A 15,857-nucleotide genomic window follows, 5' to 3' on the forward strand; every position below is an offset into this window, starting at 1 on the left:
TTATTTGGTTCGTTGGCCCGGCCTGCCTCCAGCCCGGGCTGGTCCCGGCTCAGCGGTCTCGTAGGACGATGAAGTCGGCCAGTTCAGCCAGGCGCGATCCGGCCTCGCCCAGCGGAGCCAGGGCAGCCAGCGCGTCCTCACGCAGTTCCTGGGCGAACGCGCGCGCGCCGTCCAGTCCCAGAAGCGAAACATAGGTGGGCTTGTTCTCGGCGGCGTCCTTGCCCGGCGTCTTGCCCAGGCTGGCGCTGTCGGCGGTGACGTCCAGGATGTCGTCGACGACCTGGAAGGCCAGCCCGACGGCCTGCGCATAGGCGTCCAGCGCCTGGCGCGAGGCCGAGCTGGCGCCCGCCACGATGCCGCCCAGGGCCACGCTGCATGCCAGCATGGCGCCCGTCTTCATGCTGTGCATGGTTTGGAGTTCGTCGCGCGTCAATGCCCGGCCGACGCTGAACAGGTCGATGGCCTGGCCGCCCGCCATGCCCTGACTGCCGGCGGCGCGCGCCAGCGACTGAGTGGCCTGCACGATCAGCGCGGGCGCGATCGGCATGGAAGCCAGCAGATCGAAAGCCAGCGGCTGCAGCGCATCGCCCGCCAGCATGGCGGTGGCCTCGTCGAACTGCACGTGGACGGTGGGACGGCCGCGGCGCAGCGTGTCGTCATCCATGCAGGGCAGATCGTCGTGCACCAGCGAATAGGCGTGAATCAGTTCCACCGCTGCGGCGGCGCGGTCCAACGAGGCCTGCACGGCCAGCACGCTGCCGCTGACGGGGCAGGCCTGCCCCGCCGCGTAGACCAGCGCGGCGCGCACCCGCTTGCCGCCGCCAAGCACGGCGTAACGCATGGCTTCGTGCAGCCGGGAGGGCAGCGCATCCGCCGGGGGCAGCAGATCGTCCAGGACGTCTTCGACGTGCCGCACGCGCCCTTGCAGCCATTCCGGGAAGGCGAGTTGAATTTGCTTCATTGGATTCTTATTCGTCATCCAGCGCCGCCGGGTCCAGCGGGCGCAGCAAGTCGCCCTCCAGGACCTTGACCTGCTGTTCGGCCTGCGCCAAGCGTTCCTGGCAGACCCGCGTGAGCGCCACGCCGCGCCGGTAGGCGGCAAGCGACTGCTCCAGCGGCAACGAGCCGTCTTCCATGGCCGCTACCAGCGATTCGAGTTCGGCCAGCGCCGTTTCGAAATCCTGGGGCAAGGGACGGTCATCGATCTGCGGATCGGCTTGTGAAGATTTGGCCAAACGGGTCTCCGAGGGCGCTAGGGGGTGGATCAATCCGTGAATTGTACGAGATACCCGCAAGGCCGGCGGGCCTGCCGCCGCTCACCGCGCGTCTCAGGCCGGGACGCCCGCCAGCCCCGCTATGGCGGCCCGCAGCAGGGGGGCCACCCGCGTGCGCAGGCCCGCCTCCGGCAGCAGGCTGGCCGGCCCGCCGCAGCTCATGACGAAGACGCCCTCGCCCGTGAGGGAGGAGAACGGCACCGCGACCGCATTGATCCCCGACTGCCATTCGCCGATGGCGTAACAGCAGCCCGTATCGCGCAATTCCGCCCGGGCGCGTTCGATGGCGGCCGCGTCCGGCGCCGTCTCGTCCAGGCGGGCCAGCGCATCGGCGCAAGCCTGGGGCGGCAGGCTGGCCAGATAGGCCCGGCCCATGGCGCTGTCCAGGCTGGCGCGATAGCCCACGGGCAGGCGCAGGTACAGCGCCGAAGAACCATGGATGGCTTCGACGTAAGTCATGGCATCGCCGTCGAAGGCGCCCAGGGCCACCGCACCGCCGGTGGCGCGCGCCAGCTCGGTCATCGAGGCCTTGGCCAGCTCGCGCACCTCCAGCCCGGCCAGCAGGCCGAAGCCCAACGCCAGCACGCCATAGCCGGGCGAGTACTTGCCGGTGTCCGGGTGATAGCGCAGATAACCCAATTCAGTAAGGGTATAGGTAATGCGGCTGATGGTGGGTTTGGGCAGGCCGGTCAGGCGCGCCAGATCCAGGTTGCCCAGGGCCGTCACGCCATGGCGAAAGCAACGCAGCACGTCCAGCCCGCGCGCCAGCGCCGTGATGAAGTCGGGCGAATTGGCGCCCTCGCCCGCGCCGGCGGCGCGCTTGCGGCGCGCGGGCAGGCTGAGTTCCACCTTGCCGTCCGGTTTGGCGGCGGGATGCGCGATGCGCTTGGCGTCAGAAAAAGATTGCATTTCTATTCGCTTCGTTTTTATAGTTTATTTCGAATAACAAAATTAAATTCCATTTTGCGGAATTTAATCCATTCAAGGAGACCTGGCAAGCACTGCTCCGCAGCGCCCAGCCAGGCCCGACCTTCCACTCATGCACGCGTTTTCAAGGGGAAAACATTGATACGCACTAGCTTCAAACTGCTGGCAACCCTGCTACTCAGCGCGGCAGCGCTGGGCGCCCAGGCCGACACCTATCCGGCCCGGCCGATCAAGGTAGTCTCGCCCTTCCCGGCCGGCGGCGCCACCGACGTGCTGACCCGGATCCTGGCCGAACGCATGGCCAAGACATTGGGCCAGCCCATGATCGTCGAGAACAAGGCGGGCGCCGGCACCTCGATCGGAGCCGCCTTCGTCTCACGCGAAGCGCCGGACGGCTACACCATCCTGATGGCGACCAACTCCACGCTGGTCACCAACCGCTATCTGTACAAAGAACTGCCCTACGACCCCGACGGCTTCGCCCGCATCGGCATGGTGGGCGTCGGACCGCTGGTCCTGCTGGCCAGCCCCAAGCGGCCGTTCAACAGCACCCAGGACGTGGTGGCCTACGCCAAGCAGAACCCGGGCAAGCTGACCTTCGCCACCTTCGGCCCGGGCACGTCCTCGCACCTGGCAGGCGAACTCTTCAAGGAGCGCGCGGGCATCGACATCCTGCACGTGCCGTTCAAGGGCGCAACCCAGGCCCTGCCCGCCCTGATCAGCGGCGACGTGGACCTGTTCTTCGACATGGTGGCCACCGGCATGCCGCAGGCCGATGCCGGCAAGGTCAAGGTCTTCGCCATCACCAGCCCCGGCCGCCTGGCGACGCAGCCCAAGCTGGCGACGCTGGCCGAGCAAGGCTATCCCGCCTTCGACATGACCGCTTGGTTCAGCTTCGTGGCGCCCAAGGGCACTCCCGCCCCTGTGATGGAAAAACTGCAGCAGGCCCTGGTCGAAACCCTACAGGACGAAACCGTCAAGAAACGCATGCTGGACATGGGCATCGACCCGCGCTCGGGCACGGCCGCCGAACTGGACAAACAGATCAAGACCGAACAGCCCATCGTGTCGCAATTGATCAAGCAGGCCAATATCGTCCTGCAATGAAATCCCGGGCGATTTCGTGAAAAAGCGAGATATGCCCTAACCCCTCGAAACAGAAACCGGGCGCGCGCGGCTGCTAAGGTGAAAAGGGAAACCCCTCGAGCTGGAGCCCGATGCCTTACACCGAAGAGAAGTACGCGCGCCTGGACGCCGCCCGCTGGTTGGCGGCGGTGGCCGTGGTGCTGTTGCACAGCGCGGCCATGATAGTCAGCAATCCCGCCATCTATGGCGGGGGCGCCTGGTTGGCCGCCAACCTGTATGACTCGGCGGCAAGGTGGTGCGTGCCCGTGTTCGTCATGGTCAGCGGTGCGCTGCTGCTGGACCCCGACAAGCCGCAGGACGCGCGCCAGTTCTACGGCCGGCGCATGGCGCGGATCTGCGCGCCGCTCTTGTTCTGGACCTTCTTCTATCTGGCATGGCGCACGGCGCTGGATTGGTGGGACGACGGCCGCATCGATTTTTCGTTCTGGCCGCGCAAGCTGGTGCAGGGCGAGCCGTACTACCACTTGTGGTACCTGTACATGATCGTGGGCCTGTACCTGTCCGCGCCGTTGGTGCGGATCCTGTATGCGCGCAGCACGCCGCGCGCCCGCGCGCTGTGGGTGGTGGGCATCCTGGGCGTGGCGATCCTGGACGCGCTGTACCGCCGCGCCCTGGGCGCGCCCGCCGGTTTCTTCCTGACCTGGTTCCTGCCCTACCTGGGCTACTTCGTGGCGGGCCGATTGATCTTCGACGGCCAGATGCGCATTCCCCGCCCCGGCCTGATGCTGGCGGCCAGCGTGGCCGCGACCGCGCTGGGCGTGCATGCGATGTCGAGCAACCGCGCATTGGACACCTACTTCTACGATTATTTCAGCCTGACGGTGCCGTTCATGTCGCTGGCGGCTTTCCAATGGATCATCTCGTCGCCGCGCCTGCCGCGGCTGGCCTCGCTGGCGCCGCTGACCTTCGGCGTCTATCTGATCCACCCGCTGTTCCTGGACGTGGCGCATCGCGCCGGCGCCCTGACAGGCGCGCGCGCGGACGCCTGGACGCTGCCCGTGCTGGCCGCCGGCGTGTTCGTGTTGTCGGCGGCCAGCAGCTGGCTGCTGAGACGGCATCCGAGCACGCGCCGATTCGTCTGAAAGGCCTACATCGTCAAGGGGTTATGCCCCGCGGAACGCCTGTAAATCGGCTCCGGCATAACTTCACCAAGCTTCGCAGATCTTCACGGGCGCGGGGTAAGGGCTTGGGGTACAATTCACGGCTTATTTGATCGGCCAGACACCGATTTTTCTTCGCGCCAGAACGGACTTCACCCAGCGGATATCAAAGCCGCCAGGCAAAAGCTCATCCGTCCTGGCTTTTTTATCCGAGCGGGGGGAATCATGACCGACATCGGTCGGATGGCACATGTAGTGCCAGCTCGCACCCAGCTACCCGTCAGCGCGTATTTTGACGAAGCCCTCTTTGCCCGCGAGCAAGAACTCATTTTCAAGCAATCCTCACAATACGTCGGCCACCAGAAAGTGGTGCCCGAAATCGGGGATTGGCGTACGTTGGTCCAGGAAGACGGAGGACGCGTGCTGGTTCGCAACCAGCAAGGCGTCGAACTCATCTCAAATGTCTGCCGCCACCGCCAGGCTTTGATGCTGGGCGGCGAGACCGGCAATGTGGCCGGCAACTGCAATACGCATGGCAATCTGAAGGCAACCGGCGGCAATATCGTCTGCCCCTTGCATCGCTGGACGTACAACAACCAGGGCGAGTTGTTGGGCGCGCCCCAGTTCGCCACCACACCCTGCATGAACCTGCAGAAGTTCCGCCTGCGCGACTGCCATGGCCTGCTGTTCGAAGGCCCGCGCGATCCGTCCGCCGACATGGCGCCGCTGTTCTCGCGTCCGGAATTCGACTTCGGCGACTACGTGCTGGACCACGTCGAAGTGCACCAGTGCAACTACAACTGGAAGACCTTCATCGAGGTCTACCTCGAGGATTACCACGTCGGTCCGTTCCACCCGGGCCTGGGCCGCTTCGTCACCTGCGACGACCTGAGCTGGGAATTCAACGACTGGTACAGCCTGCAGAAGGTCGGTGTGCACAACGCCCTGGCGCAGCCGGGGTCCGACGTGTACAAGCAGTGGCACGACCGCCTGCTGGCGTTCCGCGAAGGCGATGCGCCGGATTTCGGCGCGGTCTGGGTCACGTACTTCCCGACCCACATGATCGAGCTGTATCCGCACGTGCTGGTGCTCTCCACGCTGTATCCCAAGAGCCCGCAGGAAACGGTGAACGTGGTCGAGTTCTACTACCCCGAGGAAATCGCCGCCTTCGAGCGCGAATTCGTCGATGCGCAGCGCGCCGCCTACATGGAAACGGCCATCGAGGACGACGAGATCGCCGAACGCATGGACGCGGGCCGCAAGGCGTTGATGCTGCGCGGCGTGAACGAAACCGGCCCCTATCAATCGCCCATGGAAGACGGCATGCAGCACTTCCATGAATGGTATCGCCGCATCATGCAGGAGCGGGTCTGAAACCTGGGCTCCGGGGCCCCTCCCCCGCAGCGAGACCCTGCCTTTGAACAGCACCCCATGGGATGGATCCCGGTCCAACCCATGGGGTGTTTTCATATCGTCAGGCCGGAAGCTTTTTTCCGGTCAGATGTTCGACAAGCAACCGCGTGGCTGCAAGCAGATGCTTCGGGTTGCGCACGCACAGCATCAAGGGGCGGTACGCCCAGGTTTCCTTGAGCGGCCTTGCCACGATGCCCAACTGCTCGACAAACGGGTAGGCGGCGATGGCGGGAAGAATCGCGACGCCCAGCCCGACCGACACCATCTTGCGCACGCTTTCAAAACTCGTCGCGTGGCCGCGCTCTTTCAGAGTCCTGCCTAGAACCGTGGCTTGATGCCGGTACAGGCTCAACAACGCGCTATCGCGCTGCATGCCGATGAAAGGTTCGTCGAGTATGTCCGACAGCGTCAGGTCGTCGCGGCTTGCAAGCGCGTGGCCGGGCGGCAGGATCGCGACCAGCTCGTCATGCTCCCAACGGATGATGTGCAGATCACCGCCATCGACCGTACCCGAGAACAGGCCGATATCCGCGCTGCCCGTGCGGACCGAATGGATAACCTCGAGGCTGGTGAATTCGTCCAACTCGACCTCGACACCCGGATTCTCAGCAATAAAACTGGCGATTTCGCCAGGCAGAGATCCAGAAGTCGCCGACATATGGGCATGGACCCTGATAAATCCGCTAGTGCCGCCGCGGATCGCCTCCATGTCGAACATCATGCGTTGAAGCGGGCCAGACAGATCGCACAGCCGGCTCAGCAATATCTGACCAGCGGCAGTCGCCGCGACGCCACGGTCATGGCGTTCCAGCAGCGCTAGGCCGCAGCGGTACTCAAGATCCGAAATCCTGCGGCTGATCGCCGAAATGGCGATGTGCTCCCGTTCAGCCGCCCGGGCAAGAGACCCTTCCTCAACCGCCGCCGCAAATAGCCGCAATGAGGTGAGATCGATGTCCTTGAGAGACCAGCCATGAGCAGTTGCCATACCCATCAGTTGTCATACCCAGATTAATCCCGCGAGCCCAAGCCCTCGAGCGGAGGAAAACTCTATCACGCCGCGCGCTTTCGGAACCGAGCATCGACAAAAGTAGCAATAAGACAAATTTTTGTGATTACTCCGGATGCTCGAATGTCCAAAGATGGATCGAGCCCTTTCCGGCAGGGCGAATAAACGAGGGCGCTTGACGGTAGAAAGCTGGATTGCCGAATGGCGAATTCCCCCTTTCGAGGACCGCTGATAAATTGATAGCCGATCCAAGCAAGCACAAAAAAAATCGAGCCTGCGCTATCCGTCATTGCCTTTGGCAAGAGCGTGCAGACGGCAAGTGATCGACTTCAATTCTGGAGGGACAACCGATATGAACGGCCAGCTTACTTCGGCGCCTGACAAGGTCAACAGGAAATTCGAAATCAGAGGCTTAAACCATATCGCCATGGTTTGTGCCGACATGAAACGCACGGTGGATTTCTACGAAGGCATACTCGGAATGCCGCTGATAAAAACCCACGATTTCGGCAAAGGGCAGCATTTCTTCTTCGACATGGGCCGCGGCGCGTCCTTTGCCTTCTTTTGGCTGAAGGACGCGCCTGCGGCTTTGCCGGGTCCGACCACCCCGGCATACCTGAGCCTCGAAATCCCCATAGGTTCAATGAATCATTTCGCGTTCGATGTCGATGCTGCCCGGCTCCCCGAGTATAGGGAGCGGCTGATGGCTGCGGGGGTCGATGTATCCCCTATCGTGCACCACGATGATGTGTCGCCGAGCGGCACCAATGTGATGCAGGAAGAGCACGAAAGCACCTGGGTTACCTCGATTTACTTCAAGGATCCGGACGGCATTCAGCTCGAATTCGCGGGCTGGCGAAGAGTATTCACCGAAGCGGACATCCGGCATGAGCCGGCGACAGCCGAGGATGCCGCTCGCTACAAGCGCGAGAAGATCAACGCCTGATATTCCCATTAAAAACTTCATCAAAACTAGAGAGAATATATGCCTCGTGTCCGCCAAGTACCCTTGTCCGGGATCCACGCCAACGGCCGCCCATACTACGAGAAACTATTCAAGGACGGCGACCCGACGGTCAACCCGGGTACGGCCACCGGCACGCCGGGACACTGGTGGTCCACCATTGCGCTAAGGCCCTATATCTTCGATCACGCCGCCGCGCACATGGGCATGCTGGGGTTGTTCGGGGCGAAAGCGTCGAGCCTGCTCGACCCCAAGACGCGCGAAATTGCGCTGATGCGGGTTGGCTTCCTGATGGCGAGCCAGTTCGTCTACTCGCAGCATTGCAAGATCGCGGACGTGCTCGGCATTCCACAAGCCAAGATCGATGCGATCCCGCATTGGAATGTGGAATCTGAACTGTGGACACCGCTCGAGCGCGCGATTCTGGCCTATGCCGATGCCATGGTGCTCGACCGCGGGCGCGTTCCCGACGGCGTCTTCAACGCGCTGCACGCGCTCATGAAGGACGAGGACATTGCCGAGATTACCTATCACATCGGCGGCTACATGCAGCACGCTGCCTTCTGCCGGGCGCTGCGCCTTGAGTGGGACGATGTACCCGAACGCGTCCAGGAAGTCCCTTGGCCCGAAGGTACCGATCTCGCCGGCATAAAGAAGAAACGGGCAGAGTCGAACCGCGGAGACGCAGGATGAAAATAGCCGTTTCCGACGGAGCTTTCGACGCCTATGTTGCACGGCCCGATGCAGCTTCTGCACCGGTTGTCGTAGTGATCCAGGAAATTTTCGGCGTGAATGCCGATCTGCGGACGACATGCGATGAACTGGCGGCCAAGGGCTTCATCGCCATCTCGCCGGATCTGTTCTGGCGCGCCGGGCCGGGCATCGAATTCAACAAGCTGGACGAGCAAGAATGGCAGCGGGGATTCGAACTGTACAAGGGGTTCGATTTCGATCGCGGCGTGAAGGATATCGTGGCGACAATCGATGCCGCGCGATCGATCGCAGGTGGGAGCGGCAAGGTCGCCGTCATGGGCTTTTGTCTGGGCGGCCTCATGGCCTACCTGGTAGCCGCCCGCGGCGAGGTCGACGCGGCCGTCGCCTACTATGGCGGCGGCACCGATAACCATCTCAATGAAGCCGATCAGGTGACCGCGCCGCTGTTGATGCATCTAGCCGAAGAGGATGAATATATTCCTGCGGATGCACAGGCGCGCGTCAAGGCGGCGCTGGGTGGCAGGGCTCATATCGAGATCCACGGCTATCGCGGCTGCAATCATGCCTTCGCGCGGCACGGCGGGTCCCATTACGACGTGAATGCCGCCGCCCTCGCGAACCAACGGACGGAGACTTTCCTGCGCCGGACCCTCGGCGCCTGATCCGTCCGCCGTTCGGCCCCCTCAAGATTTCCCCACGCGCCGGGGAATCTTGAGCCTGGCCTCCTGAACCTATTTACACAGTCCTTTATTTCAAGGGCCAAGCGCCCATTGGAGTCCTTATGCCGCACACAGTACACGTCAGCACGATCATCCACGCGCCACTTCAAAAGGTCTGGGCCTGCTTCCGCGATTTCAATGGACTGGCGCGCTGGCAACCCAGCGTTACGGAAAGCAGGCTGGAAGAAGGTGGACGTCACGACGCGGTGGGTTCAGTGCGGTACCTGACTGGCAAGTCTTCCGGCTTTGTTCGCGAGCAACTCCTGATGCTGGACGATCCCGGCACCGCGCTGCGCTATGCCGTTATCGAAAGCAGCCTGCCCGTGCGCGATTGCATTGCAGGCGTGTCGCTGCATCCCGTCACGGACAGCGGCCATACGCTGGTGCAATGGTGGGCAGACTTCCAGGCCGAGGGCGCGCCGCTGAGCGACGTGGCGAAGGCCATGCAGGCCATGTACACGGCGGCGCTGGCGGCGCTGGATGCGAAGCTGCGCGAGGCATGATTGCACTCCTGCGCGCCGGCCCCCGTTCGCGCGCCAGCGGCCGGAATCAGCGGCCCAGCACGCCTGCGACCGTGCGTTCGCCGATGGCCAGGCCCACCGTCATGCCCACGCCCGAGTGCATCACCGCCACCGTCGTGGCCGGGTCCACCGGCATCACCGAGAACGGCGCGGGGCCGTGCGCCCCATAGACGCCCTGCCAGCGCTCCAGCACGCGCAGGCGCGCGCCCAGGGCCTGGGTCGCCAGGTCCAGCATGGCGTTGTCGACCGCCTCGTCGTTGAACGGCGGCGCGTCCTGGCCGTAGCGGTGCGAATCGCCGATGATCAGTTCGCCGTAGGGCGTGGGACTGATCAGCAGGTGGATGCCGCTTTCCAGCAGCATGGGCGTGCGCGCCTGGATCACGTTGCGCAGCGCCAGCGCCGACGGCAGGTCCGAGAACGCGCCGTAGTGTACGCAGGACAGGCCGGTCAGCAAGGGACGGTCCAGCGCGATGGGATGGGTTTCGAACGCGGCGCGCAGCATCTGCAGGCGCGTGACCTCCAGATTCATCGGCGCAAAGCGCTCGGGCAGCAGGGTCAGGTAGTCGTGTCCAGGGCAGACGAACACGTGCCCGCCCTTGAACTCGCCCGCCGAGGTGCACACCAGCCCGCCCTCGACCGCGCGCGCCAGCGTGCCGGTGATGAACTGCACGCCCAGCGACTCCGCCAGGTAGCGCGTGATGGCCGGCAGCGCCTCGCGCGAATAGATCTGCAGATCGTCATGGCCTTGCAGGCCCGCGCAATGATGCGCCAGCTGGCCGCTGTATAGCGCGGCCACCTCGCGGCCCGACAGCAGGTTGGCGCGATAGCCTTCCTGGCGCATGCGCGTGTCGGCGAATTCCTGCAGCACGTCCGCCTCTTCGGCATTGCGCGCCAGCACCAGGGCGCCATTGGCGCGCACATGGAAGCCCGCGCGCGCGGCCAGATCCAGCCACAGCTCGCACGCCTGCTGGGCGTGCGACAGCATCATGCCGGGGGCCTGGCCCGTCACGATGACCTGGCCGAAATTGCGGATGGTGGCGCCATGCGCCTGGCGGCTGCGCTCGATCACGGCCACCGACAGGCCGCGCTTGGCGGCTGCCCAGGCGTGGGCGATGCCCAGCATGCCGGCGCCCACCACGACTACGTCGAAATTTTTCATCTGTGGAACATTGCAAGAGGAATGCGGCGGGAGCCGCCCTGGCGGGCGCCCCCGGGGTGCGGCGGCGGCCGGCGCCGCCGCGGTCAAACGGACTTACTTCTTCTTCGGCTCGGACTTGCCGTCGTAGCGCTTGGTCCACTCGGCGATGATGCGGTCGCGATTGGTGGCGGCCCAGGTGAAGTCGTTCTTGATCATGCGCTGCATCAGGTCGGCCGGCAGGTTCGGATTGGACGTGGCGATCGACGGGATGGCCAACACGGCGAAGTTGGCCTTGTAGAGCTCGTTGGCCTCGCGGCTGGCGGAGAAGTCGGCCAGCTTGCGCGCAGCTTCCAGGTTCTTGGTGCCCTTCATGATGGCGGTGGCTTCCACTTCCCAGCCCAGGCCTTCGGAGGGGAACACGGCTTCGACCGGCGCGCCGTCGGCCTTCAGCTTGGCGGCGCGGTAGTCGAACGACACGCCGATCGGGAATTCGCCTGCGGCGGCCATATTGCAAGGCTTGGAGCCCGAGTGCGTGTACGAACCGATATTCTTGTGCAGGGCGTCCATGTAGGCCCAGCCCTTCTCTTCGCCGAAGATTTGCAGCCAGGCGCTGACGTCCAGGAAGCCGGTGCCCGACGAGGCCGGATTCGGCATCACGATCTTGCCGGCGTACACCGGCTTGGTCAGGTCCTGCCACGAGGTGGGCTTGGGCAGCTTCTGCTTCTCGGCTTCGATGGTGTTGAAGCAGATGGCGGCGGCGAAGCCGTCCATGCCGACCCAGCTGGGCTCGGCCTTGGCATCGCGCATGTTGGCGGCGATCTGGTCCAGGCCCTTGGGGGCGTAGGGCTGCAGCATGCCCTCCTTGTCCATCAGGCCCAGCGAGGTGCCGGCCAGGCCCCATACGGCGTCGGCCTTGGGGTTGTTCTTTTCGGCCAGCAGCTTGGCGGTGATGATGCCGGTGGAGTCGCGCACCCACTGGATCTTGATGTCGGGATTGGCCTTCTCGAACGCGGCCTGGTAGGCCTTGATCTGGTCGGCTTCGAGCGCGGTGTAGACCGTCAGCGTGGTCTGGGCGGAGGCGGCGCCCATCACGCCCGTCAGGGCGGCGGCCAGTGCAAGCAGCTTGTAGCGATTCATGAAGTACTCCGTGGGTAGGCGGAAAAAGGCTGAGGAAGGCCGCGGGGCTGGCCGGAACCGGCCCCGTCAGGCGGTGCAGACAGGTCGTGGAGGGTTTAGGGGCGCTGGCCTGCGGACAAGCGGGATTCGATGTCGGCGATCACGCCGGGCAGGTCGGCAACGGTGTCGATCAGGTAGTGCGGGGCGGCGGGCGACAGCTCCAGGCTGGCGGCGGTGCGCGCCTTCTGGCGGCCCGCATCGTCCAGGCTCAGGTACTCCTCCAGCGTCAGGCCGGCGGCGTTGCCCGAGAGCAGCAGGCCGACGGTCCACATGCCGGCGCGGCGTCCTTCCTCGATGCCGGGCGCGGTGTCGTCGACCTTGACGCAGGCGGCAACGTCGGAGATGCCCAGCTCGACCACGTTCTTCAGCGCCATCGCGGGCGCCGGGCGGGCGCGCGGCACGTCATCGCTGGCGACGATGCAATCGGGCTCCAGGCCTTCGGAGGCGGCGCGCTCGACCACGCGGCGCATGACGCTGGCGGGATAGCCCGAGCACGAGCCTATCTTCAGGCCGCGCTGGCGCAGGGCGCGCAGCAGCTCGGCCGCGCCGGGGATCGCCGCCGAATACTGGGCGACCTTGTCCAGCTGCATCGGCAGGAAGCGTTCGTAGATGGCGGTCACGTCGTCATCGGTGGGCAGGCGGCCGAACTGGGCCTGGTACTGGCCGGCGATCGCGGGATCGTTGCAGAGCGTGCGGATGTGGTCCCACTTGCCCATGCCCATGGGGCCGCGGGCCTGCGCCAGCGACATCTCCACGCCGAACTGCGAGAACGCGTCCACGAACACCTTGGTGGGCGCGAAGGAGCCAAAGTCGACCAGCGTGCCGGCCCAGTCGAAGATCACCGCTTCCAGGCGGACGGGCAAAGGCGAAACAGTCATGAGGGTCATCCTTGAAAAATCGTTCAATGGGCCACGGGGCGGCGCCAGGCCTGGCTGCGCGCCACCAGGGCGCGGCTGGCCAGGTGCAGGACCAGGGCGGCCACGGCCGAACTGGCCATGATCACGGTGCACATGGCGGCGGCGGGACCGATGAAACCGGCATCGTCCATGTTCAGCACCGCGACCGCGGCCAGCACCGTCGAGGGGCTGTACAGGAACACTACCGCCGACACCGTCGTCATGGCGGAAACAAACAGATAGCGGGCCACGTCCAGCGCGGCCGGCAGGCACATCGGCAGCGTCACGCGCAGAAAGGTCGTCAGGCGCGGCACTTTCAGCGACGCGGAGGCCGCCTCGAATTCGGGGTCCAGCGCATTGAGCGCGGTGGCGGCCGTGAGGTGCGCGCTGGTGTAGAAGTGGACGATGGTGCACAGGACCAGCAGCGGCATGGTGCCGTACAGCACGTTCAACGGGTTCATCAGACTGTTGAAGAAGAAGATGTAGCCCAGGCCCAGCACCAGGCCGGGAACGGCCATGGGCATCAGCGCCAGCATGCCGACCATGCCGCGCAGGCCCCGCGTGAGCGTGCCGCGGGCAGGCACCTTCTCCATCATCCAGGCGCCCGTGAAGACCACGGCCGTGCCGACCAGGGCCGTGCAGAACGCCAGCTGCAGGCTGTTGCGCCAGGCCAGCCAGCCGCCGCCGTCCATATTGTCGAAGTCATACGAACGCAGCGACATCGACAAGTTGTAGGGCCACATCTTCACGAAGGACGCCCACACCGCCACGCCGATGATCAGCAGCAGGAACGCCGCGAGCACGCCGGCCAGCGCCAGGAACGCGGCATCGCGGCGGCGATTGACGCCAGCGGCGTAGGGCTGGGCCCGGCCGCTGAGCTGGGCGCCCTGGCGGGCGCGCAGCCGGCGGTCCAGCGCGAAGGTCAGGATGGCGGGCAGCAGCAGCAAGATGCCGATGGCCGCGCCCTTGGGGAAATTCTGCTGCCCGACCACGGCCTTGTAGGCCTCCATCGCCAGCACGTTGTAATCGCCGCCCACGACCTTGGGCACGCCGAAGTCGGTCACCGTCAGCGTGAACACCACGCAGCAGGCCGAGAACACGGCGTAGCGGGTGCCCGGCAGGGTCACCGTCAAAAAGGTGCGCCAGGGACCTGCGCCCATGGCGCGCGCGGCGTCATAGAGACGGCCGTCGGCCAGGGCCAGTCCGGTCAAGAGAATCATGAGTGCGTGCGGGAAGGTATAGAACGCTTCGCCCACGACGATGCCCCAAAAGCCATAGATGGTGGCGCCGCCGGTCAGGCCCTTGAGCAGGCCCTGGTTGCCCAGCAGATACACCAGCGCGATGCCCGGCAGCAGCGACGGCGCCAGCAACGGCAGCAAGGCGACGGTGCGCAGCAGCCCCTTGCCCGGCAGGCGCGTGCGCGTCAGGCCGTAAGCGAATCCGTAGGCGCAGGGCACCACCAGCAGCGTGGTCACGACGCCCACCGCCAGGCTGCGCGCGACCATGCCCATGAATCCGTCCGCGCCCAGTATGCCGACAAGCACCGATACCCCGGCCCATGCGCCGTCGCTGTCCGTCACGGACTTGAGCAGGATCCCGGCCAGCGGCAGCGCCAGGAACAGCAGCAGGCCCAGCGCCAGGGCGCCTTGCCCGGCGGTAAGGCCGAGGGCGCCGATCCAGGCCGGCAGCGGACGGCGGCCCAGCGCCGGCGCGGTGATGTTTCCAGCAGCCGGCGTGGCCGCGTTGGCGGAACGGCTCATGGCGGGATCAAGCGTAGGCGCGTATCGCATGGCGCGGCAGCTCCACCCAGCAGCGGCTGGCAGCGTGAGGGCCCAGCAGGGCGTCTCCGATTTCAGGGGACACGATGGAATGCACCGTGCTGCCGGGCACGCCTTCCAGGCGCAGGGCCAGGCGGTAGCCGCGGCCGAGGAACACGCCGTCCAGCACGTCGGCCAGCATGGCGTTGGGCTGGTCCGGGCGCACGGTGCTGACGCGCACCGCTTCCGGGCGCACGAACAGCTTGCCGCTGGCGGCGTCCAGCGCCTCGTCCACGGCCAGCTCCTGACGTCCGACGCGGGCGCGGTGCGCGTCCACGCGTTCGAACGGCAGCCAGTTCGCCTCGCCCACGAAATCGGCGATGAAGGCCGAGCCGGGCTGGCGGTAGAGTTCCCGCGGCGTGCCGTATTGCTCGATGATGCCGCCATTCATGACGGCGATGCGGTCGGCCATCACCATGGCCTCTTCCTGGTCGTGCGTGACCATCAGCGTGGTGATCGACAGGCGCTTCTGCAGGGCGCGCAGTTCGATGCGCAGATGCTCGCGCACGCGGGCGTCCAGCGCCGACATGGGCTCGTCCAGCAACAGCAGGGACGGCGACGGCGCCAGCGCGCGCGCCAGGGCCACGCGCTGCTGCTGCCCGCCCGAGATCTGTCCCGGGTATTTGTCGGCCGCGCCGGCCAGGCCAACCAGCGTCAGCATTTCGTCGACGCGGTTGGCGACGTGGTTGCGGTGCGCGCGCTTGCCGCTCAGGCCGTAGGCCACGTTCTGGGCCACCGTCAGGTTGGGAAACAGCGCATAGGACTGGAACAGGATGCCGTAATCGCGCGCCTGCGGTTCGGCGTGCGAGATGTCGCGGCCGGACAGCACGATGGTGCCGCTGTCCTGGCGCTCCAGGCCGGCGATGGCGCGCAGCAAGGTGGTCTTGCCGCAGCCCGAGGGGCCCAGCAGGCACACCAGCTCCCCGGCGCGGATGTCGAGCGAGACGTCCGACAGCGCGGTATGGCTGCCAAAGCGCTTCACCAGATGCCTGACAGAGAGAAATGCGGGTTCGCGTTCGGCCATGGGGCCTCCGGTTTGGGAACGG

Annotated in this window: 16 protein-coding genes; 7 read left to right on the top strand and 9 right to left on the bottom strand. The window is 65.5% G+C overall.

Going from position 1 to position 15,857, the window contains the following annotated elements:
• Window positions 1-49: 49 nt before the first annotated feature.
• The 3 genes from FOC84_RS03395 to FOC84_RS03405 form a co-directional block, all read right to left on the bottom strand.
• On the bottom strand, window positions 50-961 hold the full coding sequence (locus FOC84_RS03395) for a polyprenyl synthetase family protein (RefSeq protein WP_173143176.1): 912 nt from the start codon (window positions 959-961) through the stop codon (window positions 50-52).
• Window positions 962-968: 7 nt separating this feature from the next.
• Window positions 969-1,235, bottom strand: a complete 267-nt coding sequence (locus tag FOC84_RS03400; RefSeq protein WP_054451022.1) for an exodeoxyribonuclease VII small subunit — start codon at window positions 1,233-1,235, stop codon at window positions 969-971.
• Between the two features lie 93 nt (window positions 1,236-1,328).
• A complete protein-coding gene (locus FOC84_RS03405) occupies window positions 1,329-2,183 on the bottom strand; it encodes an IclR family transcriptional regulator (RefSeq protein ID WP_173143177.1) in 855 nt (284 codons plus the stop codon).
• Window positions 2,184-2,339: 156 nt separating this feature from the next.
• Between FOC84_RS03405 and FOC84_RS03410 the strand changes: the two genes are divergently transcribed.
• From FOC84_RS03410 to FOC84_RS03420, 3 genes are all read left to right on the top strand, one after another.
• Entirely contained in the window at window positions 2,340-3,308 is a 969-nt protein-coding gene (locus FOC84_RS03410; RefSeq protein ID WP_173143178.1) for a Bug family tripartite tricarboxylate transporter substrate binding protein, read from the top strand.
• Between the two features lie 110 nt (window positions 3,309-3,418).
• On the top strand, window positions 3,419-4,429 hold the full coding sequence (locus tag FOC84_RS03415; RefSeq protein WP_173143179.1) for an acyltransferase: 1,011 nt from the start codon (window positions 3,419-3,421) through the stop codon (window positions 4,427-4,429).
• Between the two features lie 243 nt (window positions 4,430-4,672).
• Window positions 4,673-5,821 (top strand): aromatic ring-hydroxylating oxygenase subunit alpha, encoded by a 1,149-nt coding sequence (locus FOC84_RS03420; protein WP_173143180.1) that lies wholly within the window; start codon window positions 4,673-4,675, stop codon window positions 5,819-5,821.
• A 100-nt stretch (window positions 5,822-5,921) separates the two neighbouring features.
• On the opposite strand, the gene FOC84_RS03425 is transcribed toward FOC84_RS03420, so the two are convergent.
• The gene (locus FOC84_RS03425; RefSeq protein WP_173143181.1) at window positions 5,922-6,851 is read right to left on the bottom strand and encodes a LysR family transcriptional regulator; all 930 of its coding nucleotides are present in this window, start codon (window positions 6,849-6,851) and stop codon (window positions 5,922-5,924) included.
• A gap of 334 nt (window positions 6,852-7,185) precedes the next feature.
• Here FOC84_RS03425 and FOC84_RS03430 point away from each other — a divergent pair, with 334 nt between their 5' ends.
• The 4 genes from FOC84_RS03430 to FOC84_RS03445 all read left to right on the top strand — a co-directional run bounded on the left by FOC84_RS03430 (window position 7,186) and on the right by FOC84_RS03445 (window position 9,766).
• Window positions 7,186-7,812 (top strand): VOC family protein, encoded by a 627-nt coding sequence (locus FOC84_RS03430; protein WP_254241904.1) that lies wholly within the window; start codon window positions 7,186-7,188, stop codon window positions 7,810-7,812.
• Window positions 7,813-7,875: 63 nt separating this feature from the next.
• Window positions 7,876-8,523: a carboxymuconolactone decarboxylase family protein gene (locus FOC84_RS03435; protein ID WP_217278784.1), complete on the top strand. Its 648-nt coding sequence runs from the start codon at window positions 7,876-7,878 to the stop codon at window positions 8,521-8,523.
• The gene (locus FOC84_RS03440) at window positions 8,520-9,206 is read left to right on the top strand and encodes a dienelactone hydrolase family protein (RefSeq protein WP_173143183.1); all 687 of its coding nucleotides are present in this window, start codon (window positions 8,520-8,522) and stop codon (window positions 9,204-9,206) included. The genes FOC84_RS03435 and FOC84_RS03440 overlap by 4 nt, the downstream gene beginning before the upstream one ends.
• 119 nt (window positions 9,207-9,325) lie before the next feature.
• Window positions 9,326-9,766: an SRPBCC family protein gene (locus FOC84_RS03445; protein WP_173143184.1), complete on the top strand. Its 441-nt coding sequence runs from the start codon at window positions 9,326-9,328 to the stop codon at window positions 9,764-9,766.
• A 46-nt stretch (window positions 9,767-9,812) separates the two neighbouring features.
• Here the strand turns inward: FOC84_RS03445 and FOC84_RS03450 are convergent, their stop codons facing one another.
• The 5 genes from FOC84_RS03450 to FOC84_RS03470 all read right to left on the bottom strand — a co-directional run bounded on the left by FOC84_RS03450 (window position 9,813) and on the right by FOC84_RS03470 (window position 15,835).
• Window positions 9,813-10,943: a TIGR03364 family FAD-dependent oxidoreductase gene (locus tag FOC84_RS03450; protein ID WP_173143185.1), complete on the bottom strand. Its 1,131-nt coding sequence runs from the start codon at window positions 10,941-10,943 to the stop codon at window positions 9,813-9,815.
• A 93-nt stretch (window positions 10,944-11,036) separates the two neighbouring features.
• A complete protein-coding gene (locus FOC84_RS03455) occupies window positions 11,037-12,059 on the bottom strand; it encodes a putative 2-aminoethylphosphonate ABC transporter substrate-binding protein (protein ID WP_173143186.1) in 1,023 nt (340 codons plus the stop codon).
• 95 nt (window positions 12,060-12,154) lie between these two features.
• The gene (gene phnX, locus FOC84_RS03460) at window positions 12,155-12,976 is read right to left on the bottom strand and encodes a phosphonoacetaldehyde hydrolase (protein ID WP_438800861.1); all 822 of its coding nucleotides are present in this window, start codon (window positions 12,974-12,976) and stop codon (window positions 12,155-12,157) included.
• Window positions 12,977-12,999: 23 nt separating this feature from the next.
• Window positions 13,000-14,754 (bottom strand): putative 2-aminoethylphosphonate ABC transporter permease subunit, encoded by a 1,755-nt coding sequence (locus FOC84_RS03465; RefSeq protein ID WP_173143188.1) that lies wholly within the window; start codon window positions 14,752-14,754, stop codon window positions 13,000-13,002.
• Window positions 14,755-14,761: 7 nt separating this feature from the next.
• Window positions 14,762-15,835, bottom strand: coding sequence for a putative 2-aminoethylphosphonate ABC transporter ATP-binding protein (locus FOC84_RS03470; RefSeq protein WP_173143189.1), 1,074 nt, complete (start codon window positions 15,833-15,835; stop codon window positions 14,762-14,764).
• Window positions 15,836-15,857: the final 22 nt, after the last annotated feature.

The organism is Achromobacter pestifer (genome assembly GCF_013267355.1).
Lineage (GTDB): Bacteria > Pseudomonadota > Gammaproteobacteria > Burkholderiales > Burkholderiaceae_B > Achromobacter > Achromobacter pestifer_A.

Coding starts and splice junctions, on each gene's coding strand:
- FOC84_RS03395 (WP_173143176.1), bottom strand. CDS start 961: ATGAAGCAAATTCAACTCGCCTTCCCGGAATGGCTGCAAGGGCGCGTG.
- FOC84_RS03405 (WP_173143177.1), bottom strand. CDS start 2,183: ATGCAATCTTTTTCTGACGCCAAGCGCATCGCGCATCCCGCCGCCAAA.
- FOC84_RS03415 (WP_173143179.1), top strand. CDS start 3,419: ATGCCTTACACCGAAGAGAAGTACGCGCGCCTGGACGCCGCCCGCTGG.
- FOC84_RS03420 (WP_173143180.1), top strand. CDS start 4,673: ATGACCGACATCGGTCGGATGGCACATGTAGTGCCAGCTCGCACCCAG.
- FOC84_RS03425 (WP_173143181.1), bottom strand. CDS start 6,851: ATGGGTATGGCAACTGCTCATGGCTGGTCTCTCAAGGACATCGATCTC.
- FOC84_RS03440 (WP_173143183.1), top strand. CDS start 8,520: ATGAAAATAGCCGTTTCCGACGGAGCTTTCGACGCCTATGTTGCACGG.
- FOC84_RS03445 (WP_173143184.1), top strand. CDS start 9,326: ATGCCGCACACAGTACACGTCAGCACGATCATCCACGCGCCACTTCAA.
- FOC84_RS03450 (WP_173143185.1), bottom strand. CDS start 10,943: ATGAAAAATTTCGACGTAGTCGTGGTGGGCGCCGGCATGCTGGGCATC.
- FOC84_RS03455 (WP_173143186.1), bottom strand. CDS start 12,059: ATGAATCGCTACAAGCTGCTTGCACTGGCCGCCGCCCTGACGGGCGTG.
- phnX (WP_438800861.1), bottom strand. CDS start 12,976: ATGACTGTTTCGCCTTTGCCCGTCCGCCTGGAAGCGGTGATCTTCGAC.
- FOC84_RS03465 (WP_173143188.1), bottom strand. CDS start 14,754: ATGAGCCGTTCCGCCAACGCGGCCACGCCGGCTGCTGGAAACATCACC.
- FOC84_RS03470 (WP_173143189.1), bottom strand. CDS start 15,835: ATGGCCGAACGCGAACCCGCATTTCTCTCTGTCAGGCATCTGGTGAAG.